This is a genomic window from Klebsiella planticola ATCC 33531, assembly GCF_000735435.1.
In the GTDB taxonomy this organism is placed as follows: domain Bacteria; phylum Pseudomonadota; class Gammaproteobacteria; order Enterobacterales; family Enterobacteriaceae; genus Klebsiella; species Klebsiella planticola.
This window is the reverse complement of record NZ_JMPP01000006.1, coordinates 45,241-66,425: the sequence shown is the minus strand read 5'-3', so window position 1 is coordinate 66,425 and position 21,185 is coordinate 45,241. Positions and strand designations below refer to the sequence as shown.

Here is a 21,185-nt window from a genome sequence, read left to right as displayed (position 1 = left end):
TAACCCATGATGCCTCGATCAGTTCCCCAAACCGGCCAGCCAAAGCGGCGCTTCAGCTGGCCAAAAGGTATGCCGCAAATTATCGCCCTGATCCTCGTGCTGGTGGTGGATAGCTTCGTGGCGCCGCACTTCTTTCAGATTGTGTTACAGGACGGGCGTCTGTTCGGCAGTCCGATTGATATTCTCAACCGCGCGGCGCCGGTGGCGCTGCTGGCGATAGGCATGACGCTGGTGATTGCCACCGGCGGAATCGATCTGTCGGTTGGCGCGGTGATGGCGATTGCCGGCGCGACAGCGGCCTCGATGACCGTTGCCGGACACAGTCTGCCGGTGGTGCTGTTGGCCTCCCTGGCGGCGGGGGCGCTGGCGGGCTTATGGAACGGTATTCTGGTCGCGATCCTGAAGATCCAGCCTTTTGTGGCCACGCTGATTCTGATGGTAGCCGGACGCGGCGTCGCGCAGCTGATTACCTCCGGACAGATCGTGACCTTCGATTCACCGCACCTGGCCTGGCTCGGGAGCGGTTCGCTGCTGCTACTGCCGACGCCGGTGCTGATCGCGGCCGCGACGTTGCTGCTGTTTTGGCTGTTCACCCGTAAAACGGCGCTGGGGATGTTTATCGAAGCGGTGGGGATCAACATTCGGGCGGCGAAAAACGCCGGAGTGAATACCCGGATTGTGGTGATGCTGGCCTACGTGCTGAGCGGTATCTGTGCGGCGATTGCCGGGATCATCGTGGCGGCAGACATTCGCGGTGCCGATGCCAATAACGCCGGGCTGTGGCTGGAGCTGGATGCCATCCTGGCGGTGGTGATCGGCGGTGGATCGCTGATGGGCGGGCGCTTTAACCTGCTACTGTCGGTGGTCGGGGCCCTGATTATCCAGGGAATGAATACCGGGATCCTGCTGTCGGGCTTCCCGCCGGAGATGAATCAGGTGGTGAAGGCGGTGGTGGTTCTGTGCGTATTGATCGTCCAGTCGCCGCGCTTTATTGGCTTACTGAAAGGGGTACGCGGCCATGATAAAACGTAATTTACCGTTGATGATCACCCTGGCCGTCTTTGTGCTGGGCTATCTGTACTGCCTGACCCAGTTTCCCGGCTTTGCTTCGACGCGGGTTATCTGCAACATTCTGACTGACAACGCCTTTCTTGGCATCATTGCCGTCGGGATGACCTTCGTGATCCTCTCCGGCGGGATCGATCTTTCGGTCGGGTCGGTTATCGCCTTCACCGGCGTGTTTCTGGCGAAGGCGATAGGGGCCTGGGGCATTGAGCCGCTGCTGGCGTTCCCGCTGGTGCTGGCGATGGGATGCGCGTTTGGCGCGCTGATGGGCTGGCTAATTGATGCGCTAAAAATCCCGGCGTTTATTATTACCCTCGCCGGGATGTTTTTTCTGCGTGGCGTCAGCTATCTGGTGTCCGAAGAGTCGATTCCTATCGATCATCCGCTGTATGACACCCTCTCCGGGCTGGCGTGGACGATTCCCGGCGGCGGGCGTCTGAGCGCAATGGGGCTGCTGATGCTGCTGGTGGTGGTGGCGGGTATCTTGATGGCCCATCGCACCCGCTTTGGCAACCAGGTGTACGCCATCGGCGGCAGCGCGGTTTCGGCGAACCTGATGGGCATTTCGACCCGCAGTACGACCATTCGAATTTATATGCTCTCCACCGGGCTGGCGACGCTGGCGGGGATCGTGTTTTCTGTCTATACCCAGGCCGGGTATGCCCTCGCCGGCGTTGGCGTTGAGCTGGATGCGATTGCATCGGTGGTGATTGGCGGCACGCTGTTGAGCGGCGGCGTCGGGACGGTGCTGGGAACGCTGTTCGGGGTGGCGATTCAGGGGCTGATTCAGACCTACATTAACTTCGACGGCACCCTGAGCTCATGGTGGACAAAAATTGCCATCGGGATTTTGCTGTTTGTTTTTATCGCATTGCAGCGAGGTCTGACGGTGTTGTGGGAAAACCGGCAGAACTCCCCGGTTACCCGGGTGAGCGGAACGGCGCATCGTTAGCGGAAAATTCCCCTCCCGGGCGGGAGGGGAAGGGAAGCGTTACGCGTCCGGGAACTCTTTAATGAAGTTCTCGACGTCTTCAACCATATGGTTGTTGCCGACGAAGAAAGAACGACGCTGGTGCAGGCTGGTTGGAATGATATCGAGAATACGCTCTTTACCATCGCTGGCTTTACCGCCCGCCTGTTCCGCGAGGAACGCCATCGGGTTGCATTCGTACAGCAGGCGCAGCTTACCGTCCGGGTGGCTGGCGGTGCTCGGATACAGATAGATGCCGCCTTTCAGCAGGTTGCGGTGAAAATCCGCCACCAGCGAGCCGATATAGCGCGAGGTGTATGGGCGCTGGGTTGCGGTATCTTCTTCCTGGCAGAACTTGATGTACTTCTTCACCCCCATCGGGAACTTGATGTAGTTACCTTCGTTAATGGAGTAGGTGTTGCCTTTCTCCGGGAAGCGCATGCGCTCCTGAGAGAGGCAGAAAACGCCAAGAGAAGGATCGTAGGTGAAGGCATGTACGCCGCAGCCGGTTGTATAGACCAGCATGGTGGAAGAGCCGTAAACCACATAGCCTGCCGCGACTTGCTTGCTGCCCGGCTGCAGGAAATCTTCAACGGTGACCGGTGTTCCAACCGGAGTTATGCGACGGTAGATGGAGAAGATAGTCCCGACGGAGACGTTAACGTCGATGTTAGAGGAGCCATCCAGAGGGTCCATGAGCACCACGTACTTCGCGTGTTCACAGCCTTCAAAGACGACGATCTCATCTTCTTCTTCGGAGGCAATCCCTGCCACGATATCGCGCGCTCGCAGTGCAGCTTTCAATTTTTCATTGGCGAACAGGTCGAGTTTTTGCTGTACCTCACCCTGGACGTTTTCAGCACCGCTGGCACCCAGGATATCGACCAGACCGGCCTTGTTGATATCGCGGTGGATGATCTTGGCGCCTAACTTTATCGCCGACAACAAAGCAGTAAGCTCGCCGGTTGCGTGGGAGAACTCGTGTTGCTTTTCGACAATAAATTCACCTAACGTTTTCATAACCCGTTCCCTGCATGTTTATGTGAAGTAAAACGAACGCAACAATCTTAACAAAGAATAAAAAAAATACGCACAGGTGAATCGCGCCAGCAAAAAACGGATTCGCCTGAAATGCATTTCTATGATGCCGTACATATGGGTAAAATGTGCCCCAGATTAAAAAGGGAAACGACGAATGCGCATTCATATTTTAGGTATCTGTGGCACGTTTATGGGAGGACTGGCGATGCTGGCTCGTTCTCTCGGTCATGAGGTAACGGGGTCGGATGCTAACGTCTATCCGCCAATGAGTACCCTGCTGGAAAACCAGGGCATCGATTTAATTCAAGGCTATGATGCCAGCCAGCTGGAACCCCGGCCGGACCTGGTTATCATCGGTAATGCGATGACCCGCGGCAATCCGTGCGTCGAAGCGGTACTGGAAAATAACATTCCGTATATGTCCGGCCCGCAGTGGCTGCATGATTTCGTCCTGCGCGATCGCTGGGTTCTGGCGGTTGCCGGTACCCACGGGAAAACCACCACCGCGGGAATGGCGACATGGATCCTTGAAGCCTGCGGCTATAAGCCAGGCTTCGTGATCGGCGGCGTACCGGGTAACTTCGAGGTTTCCGCTCGCCTGGGCGACAGCCCGTTCTTCGTTATCGAAGCCGACGAGTACGACTGTGCCTTCTTCGATAAACGTTCCAAATTTGTCCACTACTGCCCGCGTACGCTGATCCTCAATAACCTTGAGTTCGATCATGCGGATATCTTTGACGACCTGAAAGCGATTCAGAAACAGTTCCATCATCTGGTACGTATTGTGCCGGGCAAAGGCAAAATTATCCTGCCGGAAAACGACATCAATCTGAAACAGACGATGGCGATGGGCTGCTGGAGCGAGCAGGAGCTGGTGGGTGAGCAGGGCCACTGGCAGGCGAAGAAGCTGAACGCCGATGCCTCGCAGTGGGAAGTCTGGCTGGACGGCGAGAAAGCCGGGGAAGTGAAGTGGGATCTGGTCGGCGAACACAACATGCATAACGGCCTGATGGCGATTGCCGCGGCGCGTCATGTTGGCGTGCTGCCAGCCGATGCCGCCAACGCGCTGGGTGGTTTTATCAACGCCCGCCGCCGCCTTGAGCTGCGCGGCGAAGCCAACGGCGTGACCGTGTATGACGATTTCGCCCATCATCCGACGGCTATCCTGGCGACGCTGCAGGCGCTGCGCGGGAAAGTCGGCGGTACCGCGCGGATCCTCGCGGTACTGGAACCGCGCTCCAACACCATGAAAATGGGGGTGTGCAAAGACGATCTGGCGCCGTCCCTGGGCCGTGCCGACGAAGTGTTCCTGCTGCAGCCGCAGCACATTCCGTGGCAGGTTGCTGAAGTGGCGGACGCCTGCGTGCAGCCTGCGCACTGGAGCGCCGATGTCGATGTCCTGGCCGATATGGTGGTCAAAACCGCACACCCGGGCGATCATATCCTGGTGATGAGCAACGGCGGCTTTGGCGGTATTCACCAGAAGCTGCTCGATAAGTTGGCCAGCAAAGCCGCCGCAGCGGAATAACTGCGCGGCCTGATCCGTTCTGCCCTCCGCACGAGGGCAGATCTCCTTTTGTGACTCTGGATTTGTCATGCTCACAGCGAAAAAAATCACCGCTATCGACTCGGTTTATTTTTCTGCCGTGGATGCGCTCTACGTCAAAGCGTTTCCGTGGCATGAACAGCGAGAACTGGCGGCAAAGCAGCAGGCGCTGCGCGATCCGCACTATGCGCTGGAAGCGTGGTTTGACGGGGACCTCTTTATTGGCCTGAGCGGTTGCTGGCAGTTTACCGGCTACAGCTATATTGAACATCTGGCGATTGACGATACGCTGCGCTCTCGCGGCTATGGTAAACGCCTGCTGGCCGGGATCCTTGAACGCGCGCCGTTGACCATTCTGGAAATCGATCCGTTAACCAGCGACATTGCCCATAAGCGGCTGCGTTTTTATGAAACGATGGGCTTTCACGCCAGTTCATGGCCGCATACTCATCCTACCTATCATGCCGGCATCGCCGATCATGAATTGCTGGTGCTGGGCTACCCCCAGGCGGTTGATGAAGCGCAGTATCGGCGCTTTGCTGAGGATTTACGTCAGGTGGTGATGGCACAGGCAGGTTGCCCGGGTCCGACGCGTTGGCCGCAACCCGGGGCAGGCTTAAGACGCTAAATTACTCCTTCGCGATAGGCGTTTCGTCCTCTGTCACTTTAGTATCACCCTGAATTGCGGCAATTTTCTTCTCAACGTCGGCAACCTGTTCGCTGCTGTGCAGCAGTGTATAGGTCAGGTCAAACTGCGTGCTGGCTCCTGGCTGAAGCTGTTTCACGCGTTTCTGTTCGCGCTCAATGGTGACCGGATAGGCGTAGCTGGTGCCCGGCTCAATACCGGTGACATAGCCCTGTTTTTCAGTATCGGTATTTTTCCACAGCGTCAGCACCGGTAGCTGGCGGGTATCGAACTGGATGGATGCTCCTTTATCTCCCGCCTTGTTGACCACTGCGGCCAGGGTCTGGTGGTTGTCATCCGCCAGCGGTTGAATATTGAATACCATCTCGTCGAAACCTTTGGTCGGGCCGGCGTAGGTTTGCCAGGTTTTCAAACCCGCTTTGGCATAGTCGTTGAACGGACTGATGCTGGATATCGGCGCCAGGAAGCGGGCGCCCTCTTCGAGGATCGGTTTGCCAAAGTTGCTGTGATAGATAATTTGATAGTCATGCGGGTAATCCGCATGGTTGGTTAAGACATCATGCAGGCTGAAGCTGTTGCTACCGGGGACATAGCGCAACTCGGTCATGGTCTGCAAATCGGCTTTTTTGAAGGTGCTCTCTTTCACCAGCCCGCGAATACGGATCTCATACGGGGCGGTATCCGCCACTTCGACTTCCACCTGCGATGCCGGCGTATTCCCGGCTTTACCGTGCAGAGTATACATTTGCCCGTCAGCAGTGACCGGGTGGCCGGTCCACTCATAGCCGCAGCGCACCATCATCTCATTGAAACCTTCCAGCCAGCCCAGTCCATTTCGGCTTTCGAGGTTGATAAAGGCCGGGTTGACGATCTCTTTCACCGGTGAATCCCAGCCCATTCGCGTGCCGAAACCTTCGATTTTCAGCAGGTTCATGCCGCGGGTCGGGCTGAGGGCGATAGTCAGGCCATCTTTACTGCGGATAACGAGAATTTTACTGCCTTCCTGTTTGCCGCCGTGGAGGACTTTTTGCTCAATGCTGAAATCGCGATCTTTTATCTTCAGCTGATCGCTCGTTATCTGCCAGTTTCCTTTGTCAGTGCCGCTTTCAGCGCTTGTCAGCACCCATGTTTTCGCCGCTACCTGACCGGAAATAAGCATGGAAATGGCCGTCAAAATCAGAGTTTTTTTCATTTTTTATCCCTTTTGCTGAATCGATTGTGTTTCCGATGAAGGGAATCTAATTGCAAGTGGCTGATTAAAACGTGAAGTGCCTCACCTGGTGAGTAAATGCGCATTTTTAAACTTTTAAATGCGAGAAAGATCGCTTTTTATAAGCAACAGACAATGAATTAGACTTTAAATATGTGAAATTAAACACTATTAGCTTTAACGATTCAGCTTTTGGCTGGTAAAGACCGACTGACCGACTGACCGACTGACCGACTGACCGACTGACCGACTGACCGACTGACCGACTGACCGACTGACCGACTGACCGGCAGAGCTGAGCAAAGCAGAGCAGGACGGGAATCGGCAATAAAGGTGGGGAGTGCGTAGAGAGCGGATATTCCCGGCGAGGCTATCGCTTGCCGGGCTACAGGTACAGCGTTATCCGGTAGCCCGGACAGGCGCAAAGCGCCGCCTCCGGGAAAATCTGGCGGGTAAACGCGGAGTTAGCTTTCGCCTTCAGCCAGTTCACGCAGATACTGGAAGATCAGGCGCGCGGATTTCGGCGGCTTGTTGCCTTCTTTCTCTTTTTTGGCGTTACGGATAAGCGAACGCAGCTGCTGACGATCGGCGTCAGGCCACAGGTTTAACACTTCCGGTACCGCATCATCGCCTTCTTCAATCAGACGATCGCGAATCATTTCCAGCTTATGAAACAGCGCAACCTGCTGGTTGTGACGGTTCTTCAGCTTGTCTAACGCCTGGCGAATCGGATCGACATCGCGGCTGCGCAGCATTTTACCAATCAGCTGCATCTGGCGGCGGCGACCTTCTTTCTTGATACGCTGGGCGAGTTCAATGGCGTCGCGTAGGTCGCTATCGAGCGGGATTTTATCCAGCGCGTTTTTTCCCAGCTCAACCATTTCGGCGCCAAGACGCTTCAGTTCTTCCGCGTCACGTTTAATTTCACTTTTACTGACCCAGATAATTTCATCGTCTTCATCTTCAACGTCATCACCGGGCACGTCGTCGAGCCAGTCATCGGGCTGCTTAGTCATCTCAGGCTCCTTAAAAAAAGAGGCTAATGTTACCAGTTAAGGCGCGCACTGAAAAACGGTTCTCTGTTAGACTTCACTTAACACCTTCCTACATTATGGCATTAGCGATGAAAGTCATCTCTCAAGTTGCACAACAGCGCAAGACGCTGGAAGAGGCCGTGACCACGGCGCTGGAACTGGCGGCAGGCAAATCAGACGGTGCGGAAGTCTCCGTCAGCAAAACCACTGGCATCAGCGTCAGCACCCGCTACGGCGAGGTGGAGAACGTAGAATTTAATAGCGATGGTGCGTTAGGCATCACCGTTTATCATCAGAACCGCAAGGGAAGCGCCTCTTCAACCGATCTGAGTCCGCAGGCGATTGCCCGCACGGTGCAGGCGGCGCTGGATATTGCCCGCTATACCTCCCCGGATCCGTTTGCCGGCGTGGCGGATAAAGAGCTGCTGGCCTTTGACGCCCCGGATCTTGACCTGTTCCATCCGGCGGAAGTGACTCCGGATCAGGCAATCGAACTGGCCGCCCGCGCGGAACAGGTCGCCCTGCAGGCGGATAAACGCATTACCAATACCGAAGGCGGCAGCTTCAATAGCCACTACGGCATTAAAGTGTTTGGCAACAGCCACGGCATGTTGCAGAGCTACTGCTCAACCCGCCATTCGCTCTCCAGCTGCGTTATCGCGGAAGAGAACGGCGATATGGAGCGCGATTACGCTTACACCATTGGCCGTGCGCTCGAGGATTTGCATACCCCGGAGTGGGTCGGTGACGAATGTGCCCGCCGCACCCTGTCGCGCCTGGCGCCGCGTAAACTCTCGACGATGAAAGCGCCGGTTATCTTTGCCAACGAAGTCGCCACCGGGCTGTTTGGTCACCTGGTCGGCGCTATCGCCGGCGGCGCGGTCTATCGCAAATCGACTTTCCTGCTCGACTCCCTCGGCCAGCAGATTCTGCCGGAGTGGCTGACGATTGAAGAGCATCCGCATCTGCTGAAAGGGCTGGCCTCGACGCCGTTCGACAGCGAAGGCGTGCGCACAGAACGTCGTGACATTATTAAAGACGGCGTGCTGACGCAGTGGCTGCTGACCAACTACTCGGCGCGCAAGCTGGGGATGAAGAGCACCGGGCACGCGGGCGGCATCCATAACTGGCGGATTAACGGCCGCGGTCTGAGTTTTGAAAAGTTGCTTAAAGAGATGGGCACCGGACTTGTCGTCACCGAATTGATGGGGCAGGGTGTCAGTGGCGTGACCGGCGATTATTCGCGCGGCGCTTCTGGCTTCTGGGTTGAGAATGGTGAAATTCAGTATCCGGTAAGCGAAATTACCATCGCAGGCAATTTGAAAGATATGTGGCGTAATATCGTGACCGTGGGTGACGATATCGAAACGCGCAGCAATATTCAGTGCGGTTCCGTGCTGTTGCCTGAGATGAAAATCGCCGGACAGTAATAGCGGATTATCCCCACTATTCAAGATGCAGTTTGCAGAATAACCTGTACAGAAGGGCGCTCCCTGCGGCGCCCGTTTGCTTAAATAATAAAAAAGGATGTGAGCAATGCGTAAAAAACTGTTAGCAATGCTGGCCGTCTCCGCCCTTACGATGGGGTCTGTTTCGGCGTTCGCCGCTGAACTGGGCGAAGATATGGACACTATCGCGCAAAACCTGCAGGTGGTGCAGAAGACCTCTGATGCGGGCGAACTGAAAGCGGCATTGACCAAGATGCGCGGTGCCGCCGTGGATGCGCAGAAAGCTACCCCGCAGAAGCTGGAAGGCAAAGCGGCGGACAGTGCGGAAATGAAAGACTATCGTCACGGTCTGGATATTCTGATTGGTCAGATTGACGGTGCGCTGAAGCTGGCGGAGGAAGGTAAAGTGAAAGAGGCGCAGGCTGCCGCTGAAGGGTTCAAAACAACCCGTAATACCTACCATCAGAAATACCGTTAAGCCCCGTTTCAGGAGGTATCAGCCGATGCCTCCTGCTCGTTTCCTGTCATAAAACCCCGTCGACATCACACTTTTCCTTTTTTCTTCTACGGTTATTCGACCTCTTCTTCCCGCTGGAACCACGATTGACCTGTGATGCACATCACGTAATTTCGCCGAAAATGCCACTTTCACGGCAATTATGTGCATTGGATCACGCAGCCCGTCCGCCTTTCCACTTCGAAGTGGAAAACAACTCGCTACAAACTCCTTTCCCCCGGCGCTAGTTTTATCCCCAGAGACATCAACGGGGTAACACAAGTGAATAACGGAGCGGTAATAAACGACGTAGGGGAACAGGCAAAGCAAACGGAGCAGCTGGCTGAGAAGATGCTGCCACGGGTTTATGCACTGTTAAGCCGTCGCAATATCATCCCCAACGCCGTCCAGGAGCAGATGCTGACTTCCCACGTGCGGGCAATGGCCCACCGGTCGATTAGCGGCGAGCCGCTGCCGGAAGTGGATGCCAGCCTGTTTGAAGAAATTTCAGAAGATTCAATGATGCTTGCCCGCGAAGTGGTCGCGGAATTCGGCAACCTGCCAGAAGAAGAGTCCTGGCTGCTGTCCGTCCACTTCGAAGTAGCAAAAGACAACCTGTAAGGAGTAACAAATGGAACAGATTACCGTAGTGATTGGCGACCGCCTGGGTAAAGGGCAAAAAGTGGCCGCTGGCGCGGAAAAAGCCGGTGCTCGTGCTGTTGTTGTACCGGGTGTTGCCGCTGATATGAAGCTGGGCGACATGATGAAAGCAGAAAACGCCACCTTCGGCATCTCCTTCTGCGGCAGCGGCGGCGCAGGCGCCATCACTGCGCAGAACAAGCACGGCTACAAGGCTAAATATGGCATGCGCTCCGTTGACGAAGGCGTGACCGCTATCAACGAAGGCTACAACGTTCTGGGTTTCGGCTTTATGGATAAAGAAGAGCTGGGCGAGCGCCTGGTGGAAGCCTGGAAAAAGAAATACGGCGCGTGAGCATGAAAGAGCAATTCACCACGACGGTGAGCGTGAAGGGGAAAGGCGAAAGCAAAACACGGGCCTTCGCCGACGCCCTGAACCATGTACAGGCCGCGGTGATGAAAACTTCACCGCATATCTTACTGCGTATTGAGCCACAGGATGTGAAGGTTGTTCGTGCGCATGAAGCGACGCGCAAAGAAGCGTTTCTGTTCTTCTTTTTGCGTCGTGAACGACGGACCTACAGCGTGGAGCTGGATGTCACCGTCAACGTGACCGCCATCAATGTCGATAAAGTGGATTTCGTCACGCAAACCTGAATTTCATCATAGGGTTAAACTATGTTCCTGATAATTTTAATAAAATCGCTCATTATCGGCGGCCTGGTCGGCGTCGGAGTGGGCGCCGGAGCGGCACGCATGTTTCATGCGCCTACCACCCAGGGGATGGGGGCGTTTCGTACTCTGGGCGAGCTGAATTCCTGCGAAGGCGATCCGGCTTCCCACTTCTCCTTTGGTCTGGGCTTCTTCTTTAACGCCTGGGCCTCTTCCGTTGCAGCAGGTTCATTCACCCAGGATGTCGATCACCGCATTATCCCGAACTGGGGCGCCGCGGCATTGATGTTGAAAAACCGTAACGTCGGCGAAACGCTGCACGATCCGAAGAAGATGGCGATTGCCTGCGGCATCATCGGCATGCTGGTGGTCTCCTTCTTAAACCTGACCGCCTCTTCCGTACCGGAAGCGCTGCAGGTCACCGCGGTGAAGGTGCTGGTCCCGGCGGCTAACCTGCTGGTTAACACCGTGATGCCGGTAATCTTCTGGCTGGCGGCCATCGACGCCGGTAAAAAATCGGGCTTTTGGGCCACTATTTTCGGCGGCGCGGCGCAGCTGATTATGGGTAACGCCGTGCCGGGTCTGGTACTGGGCATTCTGATCGGTAAGGGCGTTGAAGAGAGCGGCTGGAACCGCGTCACCAAAGTGATGATGTCCGCCATTGTTGCGCTGTTTGTCCTGAGCGCCTTCTTCCGCGGCTTTGATATCAAGACGCTGGAATCCTTCCATCTGACCGTGCCGAACTGGCTGGATCTGATCCACAACTCGCTCAGCGGCAAATAACAGGAGCCTCGAAATGGAACAGAATAAAGGTTTTTGGTATGCCGACTGGTCGTTTCCGATCTTTGTTGGTCTGCTCTCCTCCGGTGTTTTCGCCGGGACCCATATGTACTACCTCTACGGCATCGGCGCGTTTAACGAAGTGGCCTTCGTGGCCATGCTGAAAGCGGGCATTGATACCGGGGCTTATGGCGCGGTGGCCGCGTTCGGCGCCAGCTTCCTCTTCGCCCGTATTATCGAAGGCTCGCTGGTGGGGATCCTCGATATCGGCGGCGCGATTCAGACCGGTATCGGCCTTGGCGTGCCGGCGCTGCTGCTCGGGGCCGGTTTTGTCTTCCCGGTGGCGAACTTTGCCGCTTCGCTGGCGACCGGCCTCGCGCTGGGGCTGGCGGTGGGTTACATCATCATTCTGGCGCGTAAGTTCACCATCAATCAGAGCGACTCCACCTACGGCGCCGACGTGATGATGGGGGCCGGTAACGCTTCCGGCCGCTTCCTCGGGCCGTTGATTATCCTCAGCGCCATGACCGCCTCGATTCCTATCGGTATCGGTTCTCTGGTTGGAGCACTGCTGTTTTACATCTGGCAGAAGCCGATCACCGGCGGCGCCATTCTCGGCGCGATGATTCTGGGATCCCTTTTCCCGATTGCTATTGGTTAAGTCCTGCGGGCGCTCAGGCGCCCGCTTTACCAGGAGAGACCCATGTTTGATTTACTCCTGCGCGGTGCGCGCCTCGTCGACGATACCCTGACCGATATCGCCATCCAGGACGGCAAAATTGCCGCGCTGGGCGAGATTAGCGCGTCAGCGCGTAAAACAGTGGCGCTGGACGGGCGTTATTACGTGAGCGCCGGCTGGATTGATTCCCACGTTCACTGCTACCCGAAGTCACCGATTTATCATGACCAGCCGGACAGCATCGGTATCGCCACCGGCGTCACTACCGTGATTGATGCCGGCAGCACCGGTGCGGACGACATCGATGATTTTTATCAGCTGACCCGCGCAGCGGCCACCGACGTTTATGCGCTGCTCAATATCTCCCGCGTCGGGCTGATCGCCCAGAACGAACTGGCCAACATGGCCAACATTGACGCGGATGCGGTGAAGCAGGCGGTCACACGCCACCCGGATTTTATCGTCGGCCTGAAGGCGCGCATGAGCAGCAGCGTGGTTGGCGAGAACGGGATTACGCCGCTGGAGCGGGCGAAGGCCATTCAGCAGGAAAACGGCGATCTGCCGCTGATGGTGCATATCGGCAATAATCCGCCGAACCTCGATGAGATCGCCGAACGGCTCAGCGCAGGCGACATCATTACCCACTGCTATAACGGCAAACCGAATCGCATTCTGACGCCGGAAGGCGAGCTGCGCGCCTCGATTACCCGTGCGCTACAGCGTGGCGTGCGCCTTGATGTTGGCCACGGTACCGCCAGCTTCAGCTTCGAAGTGGCGCGACGGGCCATCGCGCTGGGCATTCTGCCGCACAGCATCAGTTCCGATATTTACTGCCGCAACCGCATCGACGGGCCGGTTCGCTCGCTGGCGCTGGTGATGTCGAAGTTCCTCGCCATCGGCATGACGCTGCCGCAGGTCATTGACTGTGTCACCGTGAATGCCGCCCTGGGGCTGCGCCTGAAGAGCAAAGGGCAGCTGACCGTGGGCTATGATGCTGATTTAACGCTGTTTACCGTGCAGCATGCGCCGACGTTACTGGTCGACGCGGAAAAAGAGAGCCTGCAGGCTGACAATATTCTGGTGCCGCTTGCCGCGATTCGCGCGGGCAAGGGCTATCTGACCGAACAAGGGAGCGCGGAAAATGCCTTCGATTTTTGAAAAATACCACCTCAAGCAAGTCATCAATACCTCCGGCCGCATGACGGCGTTGGGGGTCTCCACTCCACGTCCGGAAGTGGTGGAGGCGGTGATGAGCGGCATGAATCACTACTTCGAAATCAAAGACCTGGTGAATAAAACCGGCGAATACATTGCGCAGCTGCTGGACGTGGAAGGGGCGACCGTCGTCTCCTGCGCCTCGGCGGGGATCGCCCAGTCGGTGGCGGCGGTGCTGGTAAAAGACAGCAGCTGGCTGCTGGAAAACCTGCACGTTACGCCGATTGAAAACAATGAGATCGTGCTGCCGAAAGGCCACAACGTTAACTTTGGCGCGCCGGTGGGCTCGATGGTCGCGCTGGGCGGTGGCAAGCTGGTGGAAGCGGGCTATGCCAACGAATGTTCCGCTGACCAGCTGGCAGCGGCGATCACTCCGCGTACGGCGGCGATTCTGTATATCAAATCCCACCACTGCGTGCAGAAAAGCATGCTCAGCGTCGAGCAGGCGGTGGTGGTGGCGCGTAAACATAACCTGCCGCTGATCGTCGATGCGGCGGCGGAAGAAGACCTGCAATGCTACTACCGTGCCGGTGCTGACCTGGTGATTTACAGCGGTGCGAAAGCGATTGAAGGGCCAACCAGCGGTCTGGTGGTGGGGAAAACTCAGTACGTTGAGTGGGTGAAACGCCAGTCGGCGGGGATTGGCCGGGCGATGAAGGTGGGTAAAGAGGGGATCCTCGGTCTGACCTGCGCGATTGAACACTATCTGCTGGCGCGTAAAGAGAGCGGCGATGAGATGGTCGCTAAAATGACGCCGTTCATTAACCAGCTCAATACCCTCAACGGCGTTACCGCCCGTGTGGTCTGGGACAGCGCCGGCCGCGACATCGCCCGTGCGGAAATCAAATTCGATGAAACCGTCACCGGTATCGCCACCGGCGAACTGGTCGACGCGCTGAAACAGGGCGAATACGCCATCTACTTCCGCGGCTACAAGGCCAACGAAGGCATTATTGAAGCCGATGTTCGCAGCGTGAACGCGCAACAGCTGGAGATTGTCTCTCGTCGCATCGCCGAGGTTCTGAACAAGGAGAAAAACGCATGAAACTGACCCCTAATTTTTACCGTGACCGCGTCTGCCTGAACGTCCTGGCGGGCAGCAAAGACAACGCCCGCGAAATCTATGAGGCGGCGGAAGGTCACGTCCTGGTTGGCGTGCTCTCCAAAAACTATCCGGACGTGGCGAGCGCGGTGGCGGATATGCGTGAATATGCTCAGCTCATCGATAACGCGCTCTCGGTAGGGCTGGGCGCGGGCGATCCGAATCAGTCGGCGATGGTCAGCGAAATCTCGCGTCAGGTACAGCCGCAGCACGTTAATCAGGTGTTTACCGGCGTCGGCGCCAGCCGTGCGCTGCTTGGGCAGAACCAGACCGTGGTCAACGGTCTGGTGTCGCCGACCGGCACGCCGGGGATGGTTAAGATCTCGACCGGCCCGCTGAGCAGCGGCGCAGCGGACGGAATTGTGCCGCTGGAAACCGCCATTGCCCTGCTGAAGGATATGGGCGGCAGTTCAATCAAATACTTCCCGATGGGCGGCCTGAAACACCGCGATGAGTTCGTTGCGGTGGCGCAGGCCTGCGCCCGCCATGATTTCTGGCTGGAGCCGACCGGCGGCATCGATCTGGACAACTACAGCGAAATCCTGCAGATCGCGCTGGACGCGGGGGTCAGCAAAATTATTCCGCACATTTATAGCTCGATTATTGATAAAGCCAGCGGCAATACCCGCCCGGCGGACGTTCGCCAGCTGCTGGAGATGACCAAAGCGCTCGTCAAATAGGTTTGCTGTCCCCGCCGCACGCGTTGCTCTGCGAGAGACGCGTGCGGAACCCCCCATCGAACCATCAAGGAGTCACTATGCCCACCGCTCGTCACCTGCTTGCTGCTTCACTTTCTCTGCTGGCCGCTACCGCCTGCGCGCAAACGCATTATGCCTGGGTCGGAACCTACAACCCGAATGGCGAAGGTCTCTACCGGTTTACCGTCGACGCTAAAACCGGCGCGCTGCGCGATAAGGCCCTGGTCAGCTCGTTGCCGAACGTGGCCCAACTCACCGTGTCGCGGGACGGTAAAACCCTGTATGCCGCCAGCGAAGTCGAAAAGGGGGTGGTGCAGGCGTGGCGGATTGAAGCTAACGGTGAGCTGACCGATCTTAATCAGGTCTCTTCTCTGGGGGCCGGGCCGGTCTATCTGTCGCTGACGCCGGACGGTCGTCATCTGCTAGTGGCGAATTATGTCAGCGGAACGGTGGCGGTGCTGCCGATCAAAGACGATGGCAGCCTCGGCGAGGCGGTCGATAGCCATCAGGATCAGGGCCCTGCCGGCGCAGAGCGGCCGGCCGCGGCGGTCGAGGGGAGCTTTGCCATCAGCGATCATAACGGCCCGCATGCCCATATGATCGCCGCCGATCCGAGCGGGAAATATGTTTATTCTACCGATCTGGGGTTGGATCGGATCTATCAGTACCGGATCGACAATAGCAGCGGCAAGCTCACGCCGAACGATCCGCCGTTTATCGCTGCCTCTTCTGCCGGCGCCGGGCCGCGTCATTTTGTCTTTACGCCGAAAGGGGATGGCCTGTGGCTGATTAATGAAGAATCCTCGACGCTGACGTTCTATCATATTGATAAGAAAAGCGGGCTGCTGCGCGAAGGCAAAACGGTTTCCGCACTGCCGAAGGGCTACAAAGGCACCAGCTTTGCCGCCGGGCTGGTCCTCAGCGCCGATGGCAAACAGCTGTACGTCGCCAATCGCCTGCATAACAGCATCGCGCATTTTAGCGTGCTGGCCGACGGCAGCCTGAGCCATCAGGAGGATATCTGGACCCGCGGCGACTACCCGCGGACGTTGACGCTGGATAATCAGGGGCAGTGGCTGTACGTCATGAACCAGCGTAGCGATAATATCACCCGTTTTAGCGTGGCGCCGCAGAGCGGCAAGCTGACTTTTGCCCCGGACTACACTCCGGTAGGCAGTCCATCACAGATGGTGATATCCGCTCAACCTTGAGCCGTAAGATGAAGGAACTGACATGCGATTTCCCAACCACCGTTTAGCGCAACTGTTTACTTTGCTGCAAAACGAAACGCTGCCGCAGGATGAGCTGGCGCAGCGGCTGTCGGTTTCTACTCGTACCGTGCGCGCCGACATTACCGCGCTTAACGCGTTGTTAGTGGAGTATGGCGCGCAATTCATGCTCACTCGCGGCAGCGGCTATCAGCTGAAAATCGACGACCCGGCGCGCTACCAGACCCTGCAAGAGCATGCGCCGAAGCCGCAGCAGATCCCGCGTACGGCGGCGGATCGCATCAACTTTCTGCTGGTGCGCTTTTTGACCTCCGCGTTCTCCATCAAGCTCGAAGATCTGGCGGACGAGTGGTTTGTCAGCCGGGCGACGTTACAAAGCGATATGGCCGAGGTCCGCGAGCGCTTTCAGCGCTATCAACTGACTCTCGAGACTCGCCCACGGCACGGTATGAGGCTGTTTGGCAGCGAAGTATCGATTCGCGCCTGCCTGACCGATCTGTTATGGCAACAGGCGCAGCAGGGGGGAATAAACCCGCTGATCGATGAGCAAGCGCTGAATACGGATGTGCAGGAACAGCTTGCGGACGTGCTGCAGGAGATCCTGACCCGGCACCACGTGCGCCTCACCGATGAAGGCGAGCGCTTTATCCGACTGTACAGCGCAGTGACGGTGCGTCGCGTCAGCCAGGGCTATCCGCTGGCGGAATTCAGCGCGGAGGATGTCGCGCAAAACGTGCGTGATGCCGCGCGGGATCTGGCAGCCGTACTGCAGCAGCTGGCGGGAAAGGCCCTCTCTCCGGCAGAAGAAGCGTGGCTGTGCGTCCATCTTGCCGCCCGTCAGGTTCAGGACGTCGATCCGGGCACCATCAGCGCCGACGATGGCGAAGCGCTGGTAAACTACATCCTGCGCTACATCAACAGCCAGTATAATTACAACCTGCTGGACGACGCTCAGCTACATGCCGATCTGCTGACCCACGTTAAGACCATGATCACCCGGGTTCGCTACCAGATCATGATCCCCAATCCTCTGCTCGATAATATTAAGCAGCACTACCCGATGGCGTGGGACATGACTCTCGCGGCGGTGACCAGCTGGGGGAAATACACGCCCTATGCCATCAGTGAAAACGAGATTGGTTTCCTGGTATTGCATATTGGCGTCGGACTGGAACGTCATTACAACATTGGCTATCAGCGGCAGCCGCGGGTGTTATTGGTATGCGATACCAGTAATGCGATGGTGCGGATGATCGAAGCCATTTTGCAGCGTAAATATCCGCAGTTAGAAATCGCCGCCACCCTGTCGCAGCGGGAGTATGAGCAGCTGGCGGCGGTCGCGGAAGATTTTGTTATCTCGACCGTGCGGATTGGTGAAAAAGATAAGCCGGTGGTGACCATTGCGCCATTCCCGACCGATTATCAGCTGGATCAAATCGGCAAGCTGGTGCTGGTGGACAGGACCCGTCCGTGGGTGCTGAATAAATATTTCGATGCGGCCCATTTCCAGGTGATCGATACGCCTGTCGATCGGCAGACGCTGTTTGCCGGGCTGTGCCAGCAGCTGCAGCAGGAAGGGTTTGTCGATGCCGGGTTCCATGACTCGGTTGTCGAACGCGAGGCCATCGTCAGCACGATGCTGGGCGACGGGATTGCGCTGCCTCACGCCCTTGGTCTGCTGGCGCAAAAAACCGTGGTCTATACCGTCATTGCGCCGAACGGTATCGCCTGGGGCGATGAAACTGCCCATATCATCTTCCTGCTGGCGATCAGCAAAAGCGAGTATGAAGAGGCGATGGCGATCTACGATATTTTTGTCACTTTCCTGCGCGAGCGAGCGATGACCCGGCTTGCCGAGACGCGCAGTTTCGATGAGTTCAAAGCGGTGGCGGTGGAGTGCGTCAGCCGTTTTTGAGCGTCACTATCTTAAGCGGTGGACGACCTGATTGCTGCTGCCGCGCCAGATCAGCGCCGGATCTTTTAAATCCTCGACAAACTTGCCGTCGACCAGCACGTTAATCAGATCAACCACTTCCCGCTGTGCGTCGTTCAGCTCGTCGAGCTTATAACCGGTCCAGACCCAGATATCCTTGCCGGGACATTCGGCGAGGATGCGGCGCACCAGGGCGAGGATCTCCGGCACGTTCTGCGGATGCAGGGGATCGCCGCCGGAAAGGGAGATCCCCTGGCGTATGATCCGCGTGTCGTTGAGGTCGGCGATGATACGATCGGCCATCCCGGTGGTGAATGGCAACCCGGAGTTGAGCCGCCAGGTGCTCTTGTTATAACAGCCGGGGCATTCGTGGACGCAGCCTGAGACGAACAGGGTGCAGCGGGTGCCGGGGCCGTTGACGATGTCTACCGGATAGTATTGATGGTAATTCATTTTCGCTTCTCAATTGACGCCATTACTGCATTGGCTGCGCTCGCTTACCCGGGTCACTTACTGATGTAAGCTCCCCGGGATTCGCTTGCTTGCCGCCTTGTCCTGGCGCCAATTGCTGTGCGAAAAGCGTCGCATTGCCGGGCAATAATACTGTCGAAATTAACCGATTTGCCCGTTACCCAAATGCTTAACGCGGCGTTTAACCTCTTCCTGCTTGCCGGCGTTGAACGGACGAGCGTCCGGGCTGCCGAGATAGCCGCAGACCCGTCGGGTGACCGACACCCGGGCGGCATCGTGGTTGCCACATTTCGGGCAGGTAAAGCCTTTACTGGTACATTCGAACTCGCCGGTAAAGCCGCACTCATAGCACTCATCGATCGGCGTGTTGGTACCGTAATAGGGGACATGCTGGTAGCTGTAATCCCAGACATCTTCCAGCGCTTTCAGGTTGTGCTGGATATTCGGGTATTCGCCGTAGCAAATGAATCCCCCGTTGGCCAGCGGCGGATACGGCGCTTCGAAGTCGATTTTGTCGTACGGGTTAACCTTTTTCTCGACATCGAGGTGGAAGCTGTTGGTGTAGTAGCCCTTATCGGTCACGCCCTCAATGACGCCAAATTCGGCGGTATCAAGACGGCAGAAGCGATCGCAGAGGTTTTCGCTCGGCGTGCTGTACAGGCTGAAGCCGTAGCCGGTCTCTTCTTTCCAGCGGTCGACGGCGTCACGCAGACGTCGGACGATGGCGATGCCTTTTTCACGCAGCGCGTCGCTATCGTACATATGCTGATTACCCGACAGCGCGTTGATGGTTTCGTGGATGCCGATATAGCCCAGCGAAATGGAGGCGCGACCGTTTTTAAAGATCTCTGATACATCGTCGTCGGCCTTCAGGCGTACGCCGCAGGCGCCTTCCATGTACAGGATCGGTGCCACGCGCGCTTTCACCCCTTCGAGGCGAGCAATACGCGTCATCAGCGCTTTGTAAGCCAGCTCCAGACGGTTATCCAGCAGCTTCCAGAACGTCGCTTCATCCCCTTTCGCTTCCAGCGCAATGCGCGGCAGGTTCAGGCTGATCACGCCGATATTGTTGCGGCCGTCGTGGATCTGCTCGCCATTTTCTTCATAGACGCCGAGGAAGCTGCGGCAGCCCATTGGCGTTTTAAACGAACCGGTGACTTTCACCACCTGATCGTAGTTGAGAATGTCCGGGTACATACGCTTGCTCGCGCACTCCAGCGCCAGCTGCTTGATGTCGTAGTTCGCGTCGCCGAACCTGTGGTTCAGGCCGTCGCGAATGGCGAACACCAGTTTCGGGAATACCGCAGTTTTGCGGTTTTTGCCCAGCCCGGCGATGCGGTTACGCAGGATAGACTGCTGAATCAGACGGGATTCCCAGCTGGTGCCGAGACCAAAGCCAAAGGTGACGAACGGCGTCTGCCCGTTGGCGGTATGCAGCGTATTGACTTCGTATTCCAGCGACTGGAAGGCGTCGTAGCACTCTTTCTCGGTGCGCGAGCGGGCATAGCCTTCCGCATCAGGGATCTGCCACTCTTCGGCGATTTTACGGTGCTTTTTGAAGCTTTCGGTGACGAACGGCGCCAGCACTTCATCGATGCGGTTAATGGTGGTGCCGCCATAAATGTGGCTGGCGACCTGGGCGATAATCTGCGCCGTTACCGCCGTGGCGGTGGAGATCGATTTTGGTGGTTCAATCTCCGCGTTGCCCATTTTAAACCCGTGCGTCAGCATACCTTTCAGATCGATCAGCATGCAGTTGAACATCGGGAAGAACGGCGAATAGTCGAGATCGTGGTAGTGAATCTCACCGCGCTCGTGGGCAAGCACCACATCGCGCGGCAGCAGGTGCTGACGGGCGTAATGTTTGGCGACGATACCGGCCAGCAGGTCGCGCTGGGTCGGGATGACTTTACTGTCTTTGTTGGCATTTTCGTTAAGCAGGGACGAGTTGGTTTGTTCAACCAGACCGCGAATTTCCTGGTTCAGGCGGCCGCGTTTTTCACGCTCGATATCGCGGTCGTGGCGATATTCGATATAGGCCCGGGCCAGCTGTTTCCACGGCCCTGACATCAGCTGGTTCTCAACGGCAGTCTGAATCTCGTTGATATCAACCTGGCTACGGCCCTGCATTTGCTGGCTAACGACTTCTGCGACGGTGGCGCAATAGTCTGCGTCATCGACTCCCGCTGCTTTAGCTGCACGCAGAATTGCTTCTTTAATGCGCTCAGATTTGAACGGCACTTTACAGCCATCACGTTTCATCACATGCGGTGTCATGATCACTCCATACTTTATAAAACAGGTTATCCAC

Annotated in this window: 21 protein-coding genes; 16 read left to right on the top strand and 5 right to left on the bottom strand. The window is 57.0% G+C overall.

Features of this window, described 5'->3' with window-relative positions; translation table 11 throughout:
• The first annotated feature begins 6 nt into the window (after window positions 1–6).
• The gene (gene ytfT, locus GRPL_RS23285; RefSeq protein WP_004857188.1) at window positions 7–1,032 is read left to right on the top strand and encodes a galactofuranose ABC transporter, ATP-binding protein YtfT; all 1,026 of its coding nucleotides are present in this window, start codon (window positions 7–9) and stop codon (window positions 1,030–1,032) included.
• The gene (yjfF, locus tag GRPL_RS23290; protein WP_032689799.1) at window positions 1,019–2,017 is read left to right on the top strand and encodes a galactofuranose ABC transporter, permease protein YjfF; all 999 of its coding nucleotides are present in this window, start codon (window positions 1,019–1,021) and stop codon (window positions 2,015–2,017) included. Before ytfT ends, yjfF begins: the two co-directional genes overlap by 14 nt.
• Before the next feature lie 39 nt (window positions 2,018–2,056).
• Here the strand turns inward: yjfF and fbp are convergent, their stop codons facing one another.
• On the bottom strand, window positions 2,057–3,055 hold the full coding sequence (gene fbp, locus GRPL_RS23295; protein WP_032689798.1) for a class 1 fructose-bisphosphatase: 999 nt from the start codon (window positions 3,053–3,055) through the stop codon (window positions 2,057–2,059).
• Between the two features lie 175 nt (window positions 3,056–3,230).
• On the opposite strand from fbp, the gene mpl reads away from it, so the two are divergent.
• Window positions 3,231–4,604 carry a UDP-N-acetylmuramate:L-alanyl-gamma-D-glutamyl-meso-diaminopimelate ligase gene (mpl, locus tag GRPL_RS23300; protein ID WP_032689797.1) on the top strand — a complete coding sequence of 458 codons (1,374 nt, stop codon included), beginning with the start codon at window positions 3,231–3,233 and terminating at the stop codon, window positions 4,602–4,604.
• Between the two features lie 67 nt (window positions 4,605–4,671).
• A complete protein-coding gene (locus GRPL_RS23305; protein ID WP_050500288.1) occupies window positions 4,672–5,250 on the top strand; it encodes a GNAT family N-acetyltransferase in 579 nt (192 codons plus the stop codon).
• Window position 5,251: 1 nt separating this feature from the next.
• Here the strand turns inward: GRPL_RS23305 and GRPL_RS23310 are convergent, their stop codons facing one another.
• Window positions 5,252–6,460: an aldose 1-epimerase family protein gene (locus GRPL_RS23310; protein ID WP_032698312.1), complete on the bottom strand. Its 1,209-nt coding sequence runs from the start codon at window positions 6,458–6,460 to the stop codon at window positions 5,252–5,254.
• Between the two features lie 482 nt (window positions 6,461–6,942).
• Window positions 6,943–7,494 (bottom strand): ribosome biogenesis factor YjgA, encoded by a 552-nt coding sequence (yjgA, locus tag GRPL_RS23315; RefSeq protein ID WP_004857200.1) that lies wholly within the window; start codon window positions 7,492–7,494, stop codon window positions 6,943–6,945.
• A gap of 95 nt (window positions 7,495–7,589) precedes the next feature.
• Between yjgA and pmbA the strand changes: the two genes are divergently transcribed.
• The 12 genes from pmbA (at window position 7,590) to GRPL_RS23375 (ending at window position 18,385) form a co-directional block, all read left to right on the top strand.
• Entirely contained in the window at window positions 7,590–8,942 is a 1,353-nt protein-coding gene (pmbA, locus tag GRPL_RS23320) for a metalloprotease PmbA (protein ID WP_004857202.1), read from the top strand.
• A gap of 106 nt (window positions 8,943–9,048) precedes the next feature.
• The gene (gene cybC / locus GRPL_RS23325; protein WP_032689794.1) at window positions 9,049–9,438 is read left to right on the top strand and encodes a cytochrome b562; all 390 of its coding nucleotides are present in this window, start codon (window positions 9,049–9,051) and stop codon (window positions 9,436–9,438) included.
• 300 nt (window positions 9,439–9,738) lie between these two features.
• Window positions 9,739–10,077, top strand: coding sequence for a hypothetical protein (locus tag GRPL_RS23330; RefSeq protein WP_015585305.1), 339 nt, complete (start codon window positions 9,739–9,741; stop codon window positions 10,075–10,077).
• 10 nt (window positions 10,078–10,087) lie between these two features.
• Entirely contained in the window at window positions 10,088–10,450 is a 363-nt protein-coding gene (locus tag GRPL_RS23335) for an SFCGS family glycine-rich protein (RefSeq protein ID WP_004098072.1), read from the top strand.
• A 2-nt stretch (window positions 10,451–10,452) separates the two neighbouring features.
• Entirely contained in the window at window positions 10,453–10,752 is a 300-nt protein-coding gene (locus GRPL_RS23340) for a DUF4312 family protein (protein WP_032689793.1), read from the top strand.
• Window positions 10,753–10,773: 21 nt separating this feature from the next.
• Window positions 10,774–11,550: a DUF4311 domain-containing protein gene (locus GRPL_RS23345; protein ID WP_032689792.1), complete on the top strand. Its 777-nt coding sequence runs from the start codon at window positions 10,774–10,776 to the stop codon at window positions 11,548–11,550.
• A gap of 13 nt (window positions 11,551–11,563) precedes the next feature.
• Window positions 11,564–12,208 carry a DUF4310 family protein gene (locus tag GRPL_RS23350; protein WP_032689791.1) on the top strand — a complete coding sequence of 215 codons (645 nt, stop codon included), beginning with the start codon at window positions 11,564–11,566 and terminating at the stop codon, window positions 12,206–12,208.
• A gap of 42 nt (window positions 12,209–12,250) precedes the next feature.
• Entirely contained in the window at window positions 12,251–13,384 is a 1,134-nt protein-coding gene (locus GRPL_RS23355; RefSeq protein ID WP_032689790.1) for an amidohydrolase/deacetylase family metallohydrolase, read from the top strand.
• Entirely contained in the window at window positions 13,368–14,486 is a 1,119-nt protein-coding gene (locus tag GRPL_RS23360) for a DgaE family pyridoxal phosphate-dependent ammonia lyase (RefSeq protein WP_032698311.1), read from the top strand. The genes GRPL_RS23355 and GRPL_RS23360 overlap by 17 nt, the downstream gene beginning before the upstream one ends.
• Entirely contained in the window at window positions 14,483–15,223 is a 741-nt protein-coding gene (gene dagF, locus GRPL_RS23365; protein ID WP_032697173.1) for a 2-dehydro-3-deoxy-phosphogluconate aldolase, read from the top strand. The genes GRPL_RS23360 and dagF overlap by 4 nt, the downstream gene beginning before the upstream one ends.
• Before the next feature lie 77 nt (window positions 15,224–15,300).
• On the top strand, window positions 15,301–16,452 hold the full coding sequence (locus GRPL_RS23370) for a lactonase family protein (RefSeq protein ID WP_032698310.1): 1,152 nt from the start codon (window positions 15,301–15,303) through the stop codon (window positions 16,450–16,452).
• A 22-nt stretch (window positions 16,453–16,474) separates the two neighbouring features.
• The gene (locus GRPL_RS23375; RefSeq protein WP_032689784.1) at window positions 16,475–18,385 is read left to right on the top strand and encodes a BglG family transcription antiterminator; all 1,911 of its coding nucleotides are present in this window, start codon (window positions 16,475–16,477) and stop codon (window positions 18,383–18,385) included.
• A 6-nt stretch (window positions 18,386–18,391) separates the two neighbouring features.
• Here GRPL_RS23375 and nrdG read toward each other — a convergent pair whose 3' ends face one another.
• Together nrdG and nrdD are read right to left on the bottom strand one after the other, a co-directional pair.
• The gene (gene nrdG, locus GRPL_RS23380) at window positions 18,392–18,856 is read right to left on the bottom strand and encodes an anaerobic ribonucleoside-triphosphate reductase-activating protein (protein WP_032689783.1); all 465 of its coding nucleotides are present in this window, start codon (window positions 18,854–18,856) and stop codon (window positions 18,392–18,394) included.
• A 159-nt stretch (window positions 18,857–19,015) separates the two neighbouring features.
• Window positions 19,016–21,151: an anaerobic ribonucleoside-triphosphate reductase gene (nrdD, locus tag GRPL_RS23385; protein ID WP_032698309.1), complete on the bottom strand. Its 2,136-nt coding sequence runs from the start codon at window positions 21,149–21,151 to the stop codon at window positions 19,016–19,018.
• Window positions 21,152–21,185 lie beyond the last annotated feature (34 nt).